Origin of the sequence: Stenotrophomonas sp. PUT21 (assembly GCF_052232875.1) — a bacterium.
Taxonomy (GTDB): Bacteria; Pseudomonadota; Gammaproteobacteria; order Xanthomonadales; family Xanthomonadaceae; genus Stenotrophomonas; species Stenotrophomonas maltophilia_N.
This window is the reverse complement of the sequence record NZ_CP197645.1, coordinates 2,501-15,860: the sequence shown is the minus strand read 5'-3', so window position 1 is coordinate 15,860 and position 13,360 is coordinate 2,501. Positions and strand designations below refer to the sequence as shown.

General features: G+C 64.0%; 8 protein-coding genes and 3 rRNA genes (1 of these 11 only partly in view). 4 read left to right on the top strand and 7 right to left on the bottom strand.

Annotated elements, in window-relative coordinates; all coding sequences use genetic code 11:
• Positions 1 to 51 precede the first annotated feature (51 nt).
• Entirely contained in the window at positions 52 to 438 is a 387-nt protein-coding gene (locus ACTT2I_RS00070; RefSeq protein WP_088434551.1) for a GFA family protein, read from the bottom strand.
• A 178-nt stretch (positions 439 to 616) separates the two neighbouring features.
• Here ACTT2I_RS00070 and ACTT2I_RS00065 point away from each other — a divergent pair, with 178 nt between their 5' ends.
• Complete coding sequence (locus ACTT2I_RS00065) at positions 617 to 1,576, top strand: GlxA family transcriptional regulator (protein WP_421100702.1); 960 nt, start codon at positions 617 to 619, stop codon at positions 1,574 to 1,576.
• Positions 1,577 to 1,676: 100 nt separating this feature from the next.
• Here ACTT2I_RS00065 and ACTT2I_RS00060 read toward each other — a convergent pair whose 3' ends face one another.
• On the bottom strand, positions 1,677 to 3,020 hold the full coding sequence (locus tag ACTT2I_RS00060; protein WP_421100703.1) for an outer membrane protein transport protein: 1,344 nt from the start codon (positions 3,018 to 3,020) through the stop codon (positions 1,677 to 1,679).
• 226 nt (positions 3,021 to 3,246) lie between these two features.
• Here ACTT2I_RS00060 and ACTT2I_RS00055 point away from each other — a divergent pair, with 226 nt between their 5' ends.
• Positions 3,247 to 3,939, top strand: coding sequence for a rhomboid family intramembrane serine protease (locus ACTT2I_RS00055; protein ID WP_019186003.1), 693 nt, complete (start codon positions 3,247 to 3,249; stop codon positions 3,937 to 3,939).
• A gap of 95 nt (positions 3,940 to 4,034) precedes the next feature.
• On the opposite strand, the gene ACTT2I_RS00050 is transcribed toward ACTT2I_RS00055, so the two are convergent.
• Together ACTT2I_RS00050 and ACTT2I_RS00045 are read right to left on the bottom strand one after the other, a co-directional pair.
• Complete coding sequence (locus ACTT2I_RS00050) at positions 4,035 to 5,531, bottom strand: S41 family peptidase (protein ID WP_421100704.1); 1,497 nt, start codon at positions 5,529 to 5,531, stop codon at positions 4,035 to 4,037.
• A gap of 126 nt (positions 5,532 to 5,657) precedes the next feature.
• Entirely contained in the window at positions 5,658 to 6,983 is a 1,326-nt protein-coding gene (locus tag ACTT2I_RS00045; protein WP_421100709.1) for a murein hydrolase activator EnvC family protein, read from the bottom strand.
• Between the two features lie 97 nt (positions 6,984 to 7,080).
• On the opposite strand from ACTT2I_RS00045, the gene ACTT2I_RS00040 reads away from it, so the two are divergent.
• Positions 7,081 to 7,743, top strand: coding sequence for a hypothetical protein (locus tag ACTT2I_RS00040; RefSeq protein ID WP_421100705.1), 663 nt, complete (start codon positions 7,081 to 7,083; stop codon positions 7,741 to 7,743).
• Positions 7,744 to 7,797: 54 nt separating this feature from the next.
• Entirely contained in the window at positions 7,798 to 9,528 is a 1,731-nt protein-coding gene (locus ACTT2I_RS00035; RefSeq protein WP_421100706.1) for a M28 family metallopeptidase, read from the top strand.
• A 517-nt stretch (positions 9,529 to 10,045) separates the two neighbouring features.
• Here the strand turns inward: ACTT2I_RS00035 and rrf (ACTT2I_RS00030) are convergent.
• The 3 genes from rrf (ACTT2I_RS00030) to ACTT2I_RS00020 all read right to left on the bottom strand — a co-directional run.
• A 5S ribosomal RNA gene (rrf, locus tag ACTT2I_RS00030) occupies positions 10,046 to 10,160 on the bottom strand.
• 131 nt (positions 10,161 to 10,291) lie between these two features.
• A 5S ribosomal RNA gene (gene rrf / locus ACTT2I_RS00025) occupies positions 10,292 to 10,406 on the bottom strand.
• Between the two features lie 125 nt (positions 10,407 to 10,531).
• A 23S ribosomal RNA gene (locus ACTT2I_RS00020) occupies positions 10,532 to 13,360 on the bottom strand; it runs 50 nt beyond the window's last position.

Genomic DNA, 13,360 nt, shown 5'->3' with positions numbered 1-13,360 from the left:
GCAGGGGCGCCATCCGGGCGGGGATTGTACGCCCTGATGGCGGCCTGCTCGTTACCTTGAACCGCGCTTCCCCATCAGCGCCGCGACGGCCTGCTCCCAGTGCCGTCCGTCGAAACACTGGATCACCTGCGTGGACAGATCCGCGCCGTCCACACAGCGCAGGTTGACCACCCATTTGTCCGGCGCGATGCGCGGATGACTGAAGGGCCCTACGCCGCAGTGACGGCAGAAGAAGTGCGCCGCCGTGCGCGTGCCGAAGCGATACGTCGACAGATCCGCCTCGCCCTCGAGCAGGCGGAACTGCGGGGCGTCCACGAGCTGCCATACCGCACCGCGGCGGTGACACAGCGAACAGGTGCACTCGAACACGGGCGCGGACGTGGCCTCCACCTCGAAGCGCACCTTGCCGCAGTGGCAGGAACCGGACAACGGGGGCATGGCGTTCTCCTCTTTGGCAGGGGCCGCCGGCGGTCAGGCCGAGGCGCAGCGCGGCTGGGGTGCAATGGCTGCGCGGTTCTCAGATGCGCGTCGCGCGCCGCCGACGGGACCCCATTGGAGCCGAACGCCACAGACGGCACCATCGGCCGATGTGACATCTTTCGTGCACAATCAGCCAATGCATGATTTCACCGTCATCGTCCTGCCCGGTGCATTCGCCTCCAGCGTTGCGCTGACCCTGGACATCCTCACCACGGCCGCCACGCTCGCACCGCGCCTGGGGTTGCCGGTGCCGCGCTGGCAGGTCTGCAGTCCGGCACGCGGCGCTGTCCGCCTGGGCACGCACCTGCAGCTGCGTGCGCAGCCGCTGCCGCGCGTCGCCGAGCCGCACTCGTGCTGGATCGTGCCCGGGCTCGGCGTGGAGGATCCCGAGGCCATCGCACAGCGCCTGCGCGATCCAGACATCCCGGGCGTGCGGCGGGCACTGCGCGCGCACGTGGCGGCCGGCGGGCGTGTCGCGGCCTCGTGTGCGTCCGTCTTCCTGCTGCACGACGCCGGGCTGCTGGCCGGGCGCAGCGTGACCACCACCTGGTGGCTGGCCGGCGCGTTGCAGCGGCAAGCCCCGGAGTGCCAGGTCGATCCGGACCGCATGGTGATCGACGACACGCCGGTGATCACCGCAGGCGCCGCGCTCGGGCATACCGATCTGATGCTGTACCTGCTGCGGCAGCGCTTCGGGCCGGCACTGCCCGATGCGGTGGCGCGGGCATTGCTGCTGGATCGCCGGCAGCTGCAATCCCCCTTCATGGTCCCGGCGATGATGGCGCAGGGCAATGCGTTGATCGCCTCGCTCACCGCGCACATCGAAGCCACGCTGCCGGCCACGGTCAGTGTCGGCGCACTCGCCGCGCACGCCGGTATGTCCACGCGCACGCTGTCGCGGCAGGTGAGCAAGGCGACCGGGCAAGGGCCGCTGCACCTGATCCGCGGCGTGCAGTTGAACCAGGCGCGCGCCCTGCTGGAGAACAGCCGCTACTCGGTGGAGACCGTGGCCGAGCGCGTGGGCTACCGCGATCCCACCGCGCTGCGCCGGCTGATGCGCAAGCGCCTGAATGCTACGCCGCGGCAGTTGCGCTGAGGCAGTTGCGCCTGGCCAGCCGCATTGTCTACGGGCAACAAAAAACCCCGCTTTCGCGGGGTTTTCTGCTGCTGCGTTCAACCGATCAGTGGTGCGTTGATCAGAACTTGTAGTTGAACGAAGCGGCCAGCACGTCGCCACGGACCTTGTACTTGCCGTTGAGCGAGTTGCCCTGGTTGCCAGCGTTCGCCGGAACGATGAGGTTCGGCTCGCTGGTGAACAGGTGGGTGTAACCGAAGTTGTATTCGGTGTTCGCCGACGGGGTCCAGCCCACGCCCAGCGACAGCCACTTGCGGCTGGTATCCGGCACGCGCACGTCGCGGTGGGCGTCGGTGGTCGGGGTCTGATCCAGCGCTACACCGCCACGCAGGGTCACGGTGTCGCTCAGCTTGTAATCGGTACCCAGCGAGACGAAGGTCGTGTCGCGGTAACCGAAGTTCAGGTCCGAGTTCGGCTGGTTGGAGGCGAAGTCGATGGTGACCGTGTCGAAGGCGGTCGACCACGCAGTGCGGGTCACATCACCCATGACGGTCCAGCGGTCATTGATGTTGTGGGTGACGCTCAGGGTCGCCGAGGCCGGCAGGGTCAACGTGGCCTTGCCGCTGGTGCTGACGAACTGGCCTGGTGCAGCGACCTGGAGCACCTTGGCAGCGTCAGGCGGCACGACGAAGGTTGCATCACCGCCGGTGATCTTGTGCTCGACCTTGGAACGGTAGCTGATGCCGATGTGGGTGTTCTCATCGGGGCTGAACAAGCCGCCGACGGTCCAGCCCACGGCGTTGTTGTCGCCTTCCACGGTCAGCTTGCCATCGGCGTTGCCCGGGCGGAAACCCGGAACGCGCTGGGCGGCCAAGCTGGCGCCGAAGTCGATTGCCTGGCTCAGCTCGATGGTCAGGTGCTCGACGAACACGGATGCACCGAAGGACACGTACGGGTTGACGTCATAGGACGCGGCGAAGCCCAGGTCGATGGCCTTCATGTCGGTCTTCAGGCCGCTGTAACGGCCGACCCAGCCATTGTCGTAATCGGTCTTGAAACCGAACGGGGCGGTCAGCGAGACGCCGAAGTGCGCCTGCTCGCCGATCGGCATGTGGAAGTACGCGGCCGGAACCGGGGCGATCATGCCGGCGTCGCCGCCGTTACCGCCCGTCTGCGGCTGACCTACGCCGTTGCGGCCGGTGCCCTTGTACTTGGCCGAGAAGCTGATCGCGCTCAGGTCGCCCTGGATCTGGGTGCCTTCGAGCTGGCGCATGCCAGCCGGGTTGACGGCCATGATCGAGGCGTCGCCGGCGGCGCTGCCGGAACCGGCAAAGGCGCGGCCCAGGCCCTTGGCGCTGTTTTCCTTCAGCTGGAAGGCGGCGGCGTGGACGTGGCCCACGGCCAGGACACCGGCGATGCCGACGGCCAGGGCGGTGACGCGGGCAAGAGTGGAAGCGGTATGCATTGTTGGTTCTCTCCGGAAAGCGGTGATGTTGGCAACGCGCGCCTGCGCCGCCCCTCCCCTTGATGGGTCAGGACAACGCGCCGGATTCCCCTCCCGACATACGACGCCGTATGCGAGTATACCGAGAGCGGTTAATGAAACAATAACGTGAGTCGCCCTTGTGGCTATTCATGCTGAACACGACATATCCCCGTCAGGTCAGCCGCCGCGCTAGGCTAGTGCCCGCATGTTCGTGTCCACCCCCTCCCGCAAGAAAGCCGCCTACCGCTGGGCCACCCCCCTGCTGTTCGCGGCGCTATGGGTCGCCTTCCTGTGGTCGATCTCCCGCCCGGACGACGCGCGGCGCAGCCTGTGGATGGACTGGGGCGCCCTCTCCACCGGCCTGACCCACCCGCTGGACTGGTGGGCGACCCTGCAGGATGGCAGCGTGCTGCGGCTGTTCACCGCGCTGTTCCTGCACGCGGACTGGTCACACCTGCTCGGCAACCTGGTGTTCCTGCTGATCTTCGGGCTGCCGGCCGAGCGCGTGCTGGGGCCATGGCGGCTGATGCTGCTGTTCCTGGTCGGCGGGGCGATTTCCAACCTCACCGCGATCTACACCATGGGCAGCCCGGACCAGATCATCATCGGGGCCAGCGGCGCGGTGTCGGCCTTGATCGGCGCCTACCTGGCCCTGTTCCCGGGCGCGCGGCTGGGCGTGGTGATTCCGCTGGGCCTGTTCCTGGAATTCGTGCGCGCCCCGGCCTATTTGCTGATCGGGGTCTGGGCGGCGCTGCAGGTGGTGTTCGCCTACATCGGCCCGACCTTCGGCATGGTCGCGTGGTGGGCGCACATCGCCGGCTTCGTGTTCGGGCTCGGCTATGGCGTGTATGTGCGCGCGGCGATCGCGCGGCGGCTGCGCAAGCGGCACGGGTTCTAGGCCAACAACCGCCGCCGTGGGAGTCATCCCGGCCGCTGTCTGGCTTCGCATGATGCCGATGGCGCGGGGAGCCGGCCGGCGGCCGGCACTACCGGTCAGGGCTTGATCGGCACCGTCGAGGCCGGTGCATCTGGCTTGGCCGGCGCGGGCGTCGCCGGCGCAGCAGCAGGCTGCTCGGCTGGCTTTGCATCGGCTGGCTTCGTATCTGCCGGCTTCGCCTCTACCGGCTTGACCGCTGCCGCTGCCGGCTTCGGCGCCGGCTTCTTCGCCGCGTCCGCCTTCTGCCTAGCCAGCACCGAACCCGGTTGCTTCAACTCGGCCAGGGCATCGTTGATCGGGCCATCGCCCGGCAGCACGTCACCGGCCTTGTAGCCTTCTGTGCCTTCTTCGTCACCGCGCAGGTGGCCGGGCAGCGTGGCTTCGCTGTAGTCGGTCAGGCTGGCCGGCAGGTCGTCATCGCCGGCACGCTTTTCCGGCTGCAGCAGCACATCGGGAATGATGCCGGTGGCCTGGATCGACTTGCCGCTCGGCGTGAAATACCGCGCGGTCGTGAGTTTCACCGAGTCCCCGTTGTCCAGCGGCAGCACGGTCTGCACCGAGCCCTTGCCGAAGGTGCGGCTGCCGACCACGCGCGCGCGGCCGTTGTCGCGCAACGCGCCGGCCAGCACTTCAGACGCACTGGCCGAGCCGGCGTCGGCAAGCACCACGACCGGGGCCCCCTTGAGCAGATCACCCGGGGTCGCATCGAAGCGGGCATCGCTGATCGAGATGCGGCCGCGGGTGCTGACGATGTTGCCCTTCTCGAGCAGATCGTCGGCCACCTGCACGGCGGCGGTGAGCAGGCCCCCCGGGTTGCTGCGCAGATCCAGCACCAGGCCCTTCAGCTTGCCACCGGCCTGCTGCTGCAGCTGGGCGACGTGCTTCTGGAAATCGGCACCGGTGTCGGCCTGGAAGGTGCTCAGGCGGATGTAGCCATAGCCAGGTTCCAGCATCTTGCTGCGCACGCTGGTCACGCGGATGGTCTCGCGGGTGACGGTGACATCGAACGGCTTGGGCTTGCCCTCGCGCACCAGGGTCAGCACGACCTTGGTACCGGCGGCGCCACGCAGCGGCTCGGTGGCTTCGATCGCGCTGATCGGCTTGCCGTCGATGGCGATGATCAGATCGCCGGCCAGAATGCCCGCGCGGGTTGCCGGGGTATCGTCGATCGGGGAAATGACTTTCAGGCTGCTGTTGTCGGGCTGCTGCTGCAGCTCCACACCGATGCCGTCATAGGCACCGTTGGCCTGCTCATCGAAGGCTTCGGCGTCTTCCTTGTCGAAATAGGTGCTGTGCGGATCCAGGTCCAGCAGCAGGCCGCGGATGGCGGACTGCATCAGCTTCTTGTCGTCGACCGGATCCACGTAGGCAGCACGCACCGCGTTGTACACGGCCACGTAGCGGCGGATCTCTTCCAACGGAACCCGTGAGGTCACCGCTTCTTCCGTGGTGGCCGCATCGGCCCCGCGTGCCGGCGCTTCGGCGGTCTGCTGCGCCCAGGACACCGCGGGCAACAGGGCCAGCAGCAAGGTGGCGGAACGGGCTACGCGCATGAAGCACTCCAGGATGAGCGGGGGACGGTTATCCACGCACCAGGGTGCGTCGCCCGATTATGCGCGAAGCGACGATAAATTCCCGTTGAACTCCGTGCCTGGCGGCGCGCCCGCGTTGGGCGCGGTTTATCGGCGTTGCAGCCAGCTGCCCGGGTCGACCGGCTGACCATTGCGACGCAGCTCGAAATACAGCGCGGTCACGCCCTGCCCGCCCGAGTTGCCGACCTTGGCCACTGCCTCGCCCTTCTTCACCGTGGCGCCGGCATCGCGCAGCAGGGTGTCGTTGTGGGCGTAAAGGCTCATGTAGCCGTTACCGTGATCCACGATCAGGATCATGCCGTAGCCGGTCATCCAGTCGGAGAACACCACCGTACCGTCGGCGACGGCGGTGATCGTGCTGCCGGCCGGGGCGCCGATCAGCACCCCGCTGCTGGTGCGGCCATCGGGCAGCTTGCCGCCGTAGCGGGCAAGCAGGTTGCCGGACAACGGCCACCCCAGGCCACCCACCTTCGGGGCCGGCGCGGAGGCGACGGCAGGGGGTGTCTTGGTCGCGCGCGGCGGCGGCCGGGTACCACTCGCGGCGGCGGCGCGGTCGGCCTTCTCGGCAGCGGCTTTGTCCGCCGCGGCGCGGCGCGCGGCGGCACGGCGCTCTGCTTCGGCGCGGGCGGCGGCGGCACGCAGATTGGCCAGCAGGGTTTCCAGCGCCTTGGCATCCTGGCCCAGGGCTTTTTCGCGTTCGCTGCGGTCTTTGTAGCGTTCGTCCAGCGAGGCCACCGTGGCCGCCCGCTCGCGACGGTCGTCGGCCAGCGCGGCGACCTGCTGCTTCTGCTGCTGGCGGGTGCCTTCCAGTGCCTTGCGCCGTTCGACGATCTCCGTCTCCACGCGCTGCAGTTCGGTGAGGTCGGCCGTCAGTGACTGGATCCGCTGCGCGCGCTCGCGCTGCAGATACCGGTGATAGGCTAGGCTGCGGTTCGCATCGGCGACCCGGTCCTGCGACAGCAGCAGCTTCAGCGGTGCGTTGTTGCCGATGCGGTACGCCGCACGCAGCAGCGACGCCAGCTCCGCCCGCTGCTGTTCCAGCCCGGCCTGCAACGCATCACGCTTGGCCTGCAGTTCGTTCATAGCGCGGGTTTCGCGCTGCAGTGCGGTCTCGGTCTGGGCCAGCACGCGTCCGGTGCGGGCGACCTTCTCGTCGGCATCGCGCAGCTGGCGCGAGGCTTGGCCACGCTGGCCTTCCAGATGCCGGCGTTCCTGGGCCACGCCCTTGAGCTCGCTGCGCAGCTTCTGCAGTTTGCGTTCGGCTTCCTTGGAAGATTGCGCGGCCAGCGGGCTGGCGCCGAGAACGGCCACCGCCAGCAGCAATGCACGCAACGCCGGGGTCAGCCACTGCGTGCGACCGCTTTCGTCGGTCGGATTGTTATCCCGGCGTGAGGAAAAGGCGTTGTGGCGCAAGGGCTTTCCAATGACTTCAGGCAGATGCGGATTGCAACGATGCATGGTGACATTCCTGCAGGCGGCCTGCCAGCCGCGCTCCACCATCGAGGTTCCCATGAAACGCTCCCTGCTTCCGCTGCTGCTGGCCCTGACGCTGCCCTGTGCGCCGGCCTTGGCAAGCGACAACATCAGCAAGGTCAACGGCAGCATCTCCGTCGAGGCTGGCCAGAGCTACGGCAATCTGGAGACGGTCAACGGCGGCATCAAGGTCGCCGAAGGCGCCGTCACCGGTCGCATTGAAACCGTCAACGGCGGCATCCGGGTGGCCGATCGCGCGCGCACCGGCGGCATTTCGACCGTCAATGGCAGCGTGCGGGTGGGGCGCGAAGTGATTGCCAATGGCGGCGTGGACACCGTCAACGGCGGCATCTTCCTGGACCGCGGCACGCAGATCGATGGCGGCCTGGAAACCGTCAACGGCAGCATCGGCCTGGTCGAAACGCGCGTGGCGCGCAACATCGAAACGGTCAACGGCGACATCACCGTTGGCGTGGGCTCGCAGGTCGAGGGCGGGATCGAGGTCAAGAAGCCGAACTTCAACCTGTCCCTGACGCCTGGCCGCAAGCCGCGCGTGATCATCGGGCCGAACGCGTCCGTCAACGGAGCGCTGCAGTTCGAGCGCGAGGTCACCCTGTACGTGCACCGCACTGCCCGCATCGGCCGGGTCAGCGGCGCCGTGGCCGTACCTTTCGATACCGACACCGCGCCACAGGATTGATATGGTGGTGACTGGTGCCATGCGCACCCGCCTTTCCCGTTCCAGGAACCGATGATGCCCCGCAAACTTCTGTTGTGCCTTGCCGCTGCCGCTGCGTTGACCGCGTGCAAGGGCGAATCCACCGCGCCCACCGCAGCGCCCGCCACCGACGCGGCGCCCACCGCACCGGGCCACGCGTTCTCGCCCGAGATCAACGCCGACGACTTCGCCGAGCTGGTCAAGACCCTGGCCTCGGATGAGTTCGAAGGCCGTTCGCCGGGCAGCAAGGGCGAAGAATTGACCGTCAATTACATCCGCGACCAGATGCAGCGCATCGGCCTGCAGCCGGGCAATGGCGACAGCTGGTTCCAGGACGTGGCGATGACCGAGACCACCGCCGACGAATCGACCGTGCTCAAGCTGGACCAGGCGGGCAAAACCCGCGAGCTGACGTTCGGCACCGACATGGTGATCGGCACCCGCAGCGGCCAGCCGGAGGTGAAGGTCCAGGACAGCGATCTGGTCTTCGTCGGCTACGGCGTGGACGCACCGGAGCAGAAGTGGAACGACTATGCCGGCCAGGACTGGAAGGGCAAGACGGTCGTGATGTTCGTCAACGACCCCGGCTTCCACGTCAACGACGAGAAGCTGTTCGACGGCAAGCGCATGACCTACTACGGGCGCTGGACGTACAAATTCGAAGAGGCCGCGCGCAAGGGTGCCGCCGCCGCACTGATCGTGCACGACACCGCCGGTGCGTCGTACGGCTGGGATGTGGTCAAGAACTCGTGGGCCGGCCCGCAGTATGACCTGCCGGCCAAGGATGACCCGGAAGCGCGCCTGCCCGCACAGGGCTGGTTGAGCGCCGAGGCCGCGCGTCAGCTGTTCGCCGAGGCCGGCCTGGATCTGGACAAGGCCTACAAGGACGCCAGCAAGCGCGGCTTCAAACCGGTCCCGCTGAAGGCGAAGGTGTCGTTCGACCTGAAGAGCACCATCGCCGAGAAGAAGTCGCGCAACGTGGTCGGCGTCCTGCCGGGCAGCAAGCGTGCCGATGAGGCGGTGCTGTACATGGCGCACTGGGATCACCTGGGCAAGCACGAGGGTGAGCAGGGCGACAACATCTACAACGGTGCCGTCGACAACGCGACCGGCGTGGCCGGCATCCTGGAAGTCGCCGATGCGATGGTCCACCAGCAGCCGGCACCGGAGCGTTCGGTGGTGTTCCTGGCGGTGACGCTGGAAGAGTCCGGCCTGCTGGGCTCGAAGTACTACGTCAGCCACCCGACCTTCCCGCTGGACAAGATCGCCGGTGTGATCAACATCGATGCGATGTCGGTGGCCGGCCGTGCCAAGGACATGACCGTGACCGGTTTCGGCAGTTCCGAGCTGGAGGACATTCTCAAGCCGCTGGCCGCCAATCAGGGGCGCACCCTGCACGGCGAGACCGCGGTGCAGAGCGGCTTCTACTTCCGTTCGGATCATTTCAACTTCGCCAAGGCCGGTGTGCCGGCGCTGTATGCCGACGGTGGTGAGGATCTGCGCGAGGGCGGTGTGGAGGCGGGCCGCAAGGCCGCTGAAGACTACGGCAGCAACCGCTACCACGGCCCGAAGGATGAGTTCGATCCGGCCACCTGGAAGCTGGATGGCACGGTCGAGGACCTGCAACTGCTGTACGGGGTTGGCAAGGAACTCGCCGGCGGCGATCGTTGGCCGAACTGGTACGAAGGCAATCCGTTCAAGGCGGCACGCGATGCGATGATGAAGGGCAAGGGCGCTGACGCGCCGGCCGCGGAGTCTGCGCACTGAGCGGTTGGTTGCTGTGATGTGATCGTTGCTTCATGAAAACGGCGCCTTTCTAGGCGCCGTTTTTTTTGGGTCTTTTCCCCCTACGCGTGGCGAGCATGAACCGCGGCAGCTTTCCAAGTGCGGCGGCGGCTGGCTTGGTCGGGCGTTGGGATTGATCTGGTCAGTCCGCACACAGCACGCCAAGCCGCGTAGCGGCCGGTAGGCGCCTGGGCAAAATCAAGGAGGAGGCCGTCGTCGTCAGGCGGCGGCCGGGGGACATTTGCCGAGGGGGCCTGCCGGTCGCTACGTGGCCCTTATGCTCGCGGAAGATGCAAGCGGAGACGCCATCATTCCCACAGCGCAGAACTACCCGACTGCACCCGCCGCACCGGCACTAGCAGCCGTAGCAGCCGTAGCAGCCGCAGGCGCAGGCGCACGACCGTGCGCGTCTGCTGAGGGACTCGACATGAGAGGCTACCCATCCGTTGAGAGATAAAAAAAAACCCCGCTGCGTGAGCAGCGGGGTTTTGGGTGTAAACCCTGGCGATGACCTACTCTCGCATGGCTTAGGCCACACTACCATCGGCGCAGCTGCGTTTCACTTCCGAGTTCGGGATGGGATCGGGTGGTGCCACAGCGCTAATTTCACCAGGGAGACGGTTGGAGCAGCGCGATGCGCCGGCTCAGCAGAGGTCTCTTCCGAGAAACAGATACCCGCAAAAACCAGGTGCCTGCAATAAAAGAAAACCCCGCTGCATGAGCAGCGGGGTTTTCGGGGTAAAAACCCTGGCGATGACCTACTCTCGCATGGCTTAGGCCACACTACCATCGGCGCAGCTGCGTTTCACTTCCGAGTTCGGGATGGGATCGGGTGGTTCCACAGCGCTAATTTCACCAGGGAGACAGTTGGAGCGTCGCCATCCTAAGGAACGGATTAAGGCGCCTGCCTCTCGTAAGTCTTGTGACGTAGCGTGCACTTGGGATCTATCGACATGTCATGTCGGCCAAGGCAACTTGAGGTTATATGGTCAAGCCACACGGATCATTAGTATCAGTTAGCTCAATACATTGCTGTACTTACACACCTGACCTATCAACCACATAGTCTATATGGTTCCTTCAGGGGGCTTGTGCCCCGGGAGATCTCATCTTGAGGCGCGCTTCCCGCTTAGATGCTTTCAGCGGTTATCGCTTCCGAACATAGCTACCCGGCAATGCCACTGGCGTGACAACCGGAACACCAGAGGTTCGTCCACTCCGGTCCTCTCGTACTAGGAGCAGCCCCTCTCAAATCTCCAACGCCCATGGCAGATAGGGACCGAACTGTCTCACGACGTTCTGAACCCAGCTCGCGTACCACTTTAAATGGCGAACAGCCATACCCTTGGGACCGACTACAGCCCCAGGATGTGATGAGCCGACATCGAGGTGCCAAACACCGCCGTCGATATGAACTCTTGGGCGGTATCAGCCTGTTATCCCCGGAGTACCTTTTATCCGTTGAGCGATGGCCCTTCCATACAGAACCACCGGATCACTAAGTCCTAGTTTCCTACCTGCTTGATCCGTCGATCTTGCAGTCAAGCACGCTTATGCCTTTGCACACAGTGCGCGATGTCCGACCGCGCTGAGCGTACCTTCGAGCTCCTCCGTTACTCTTTAGGAGGAGACCGCCCCAGTCAAACTACCCACCATACACGGTCCCCGATCCAGATTATGGACCTAGGTTAGAACGTCAAGCACGACAGGGTGGTATTTCAAGGATGGCTCCACCACAGCTAGCGCCATGGTTTCATAGCCTCCCACCTATCCTACACAGACGAACTCAACGTTCAGTGTAAAGCTATAGTAAAGGTTCACGGGGTCTTTCCGTCTTGCCACGGGAACGCTGCATCTTCACAGCGATTTCAATTTCACTGAGTCTCGGGTGGAGACAGCGCCGCTGTCGTTACGCCATTCGTGCAGGTCGGAACTTACCCGACAAGGAATTTCGCTACCTTAGGACCGTTATAGTTACGGCCGCCGTTTACTGGGGCTTCGATCAAGAGCTTCGCCTTGCGGCTGACCCCATCAATTAACCTTCCAGCACCGGGCAGGCGTCACACCCTATACGTCCACTTTCGTGTTTGCAGAGTGCTGTGTTTTTGATAAACAGTCGCAGCGGCCTGGTTACTGCGGCCCTCTTCAGCTATAGCTCGCATGAGCCACCAAAAAGGGCGCACCTTCTCCCGAAGTTACGGTGCCATGTTGCCTAGTTCCTTCACCCGAGTTCTCTCAAGCGCCTGAGAATTCTCATCCTACCCACCTGTGTCGGTTTACGGTACGGTCTGCGTAAGCTGAAGCTTAGGAGCTTTTCCTGGAAGCGTGGTATCAGTGACTTCGCCTTAAAGGCTCGTCTCGGTGCTCGGTCTTAAAGGATCCCGGATTTGCCAAAGATCCAAACCTACCGCCTTTCCCCCGGACAACCAACGCCGGGTACACCTAACCTTCTCCGTCCCTCCATCGCACTTACGCGAGGTGCAGGAATATTAACCTGCTTCCCATCGACTACGACTTTCGTCCTCGCCTTAGGGGCCGACTCACCCTGCGCCGATTAACGTTGCGCAAGGAAACCTTGGGCTTTCGGCGTGCGGGTTTTTCACCCGCATTATCGTTACTCATGTCAGCATTCGCACTTCCGATACCTCCAGCAGACTTCTCAATCCACCTTCAACGGCTTACGGAACGCTCCTCTACCGCGTACATATAAATATGCACACCCCAAGCTTCGGTTCACTGCTTAGCCCCGTTAAATCTTCCCCGCAGACCGACTCGACCAGTGAGCTATTACGCTTTCTTTAAAGGGTGGCTGCTTCTAAGCCAACCTCCTGGCTGTCTGTGCCTTTCCACATGGTTTTCCACTTAGCAGTGAATTTGGGACCTTAGCTGTGGGTCTGGGTTGTTTCCCTTTTCACGACGGACGTTAGCACCCGCCGTGTGTCTCCCATACAGTCCGTCTCGGTATTCGGAGTTTGCAATGGTTTGGTAAGTCGCGATGACCCCCTAGCCATAACAGTGCTCTACCCCCGAGAGGATACATATGAGGCGCTACCTAAATAGCTTTCGAGGAGAACCAGCTATCTCCGGGTTCGATTAGCTTTTCACTCCTAATCACAGCTCATCCCCGTCTTTTGCAACAGACGTGGGTTCGGGCCTCCAGTACCTGTTACGGCACCTTCACCCTGGCCATGACTAGATCACCCGGTTTCGGGTCTACTGCCCGCGACTATGCGCCCTTATCAGACTCGGTTTCCCTTCGCCTCCCCTATACGGTTAAGCTTGCCACGAACAGTAAGTCGCTGACCCATTATACAAAAGGTACGCAGTCACTCTTTCGAGCTCCTACTGCTTGTACGCACACGGTTTCAGGATCTATTTCACTCCCCTCTCCGGGGTTCTTTTCGCCTTTCCCTCACGGTACTGGTTCACTATCGGTCGGTCAGTAGTATTTAGCCTTGGAGGATGGTCCCCCCATGTTCAGACAGGGTTTCACGTGCCCCGCCCTACTCGTCTTCACTGGAGTGGCCCTTTTAAATACAGGGCTATCACCTTCTATGGCCAGCCGTTCCAGGCTGTTTTTCTAGAACCATTCCAGCTTAAGGGCTAGTCCCCGTTCGCTCGTCGCTACTCAGGGAATCTCGGTTGATTTCTTTTCCTCTGGTTACTTAGATATTTCAGTTCACCAGGTTCGCTTCCAGCAGCTATGTATTCACTGCAGGATACCCGCAAGCGGGTGGGTTTCCCCATTCGGACATTACCGGATCAAAGCTTGTTGCCAGCTCCCCGATACTTTTCGCAGGCTGCCACGTCCTTC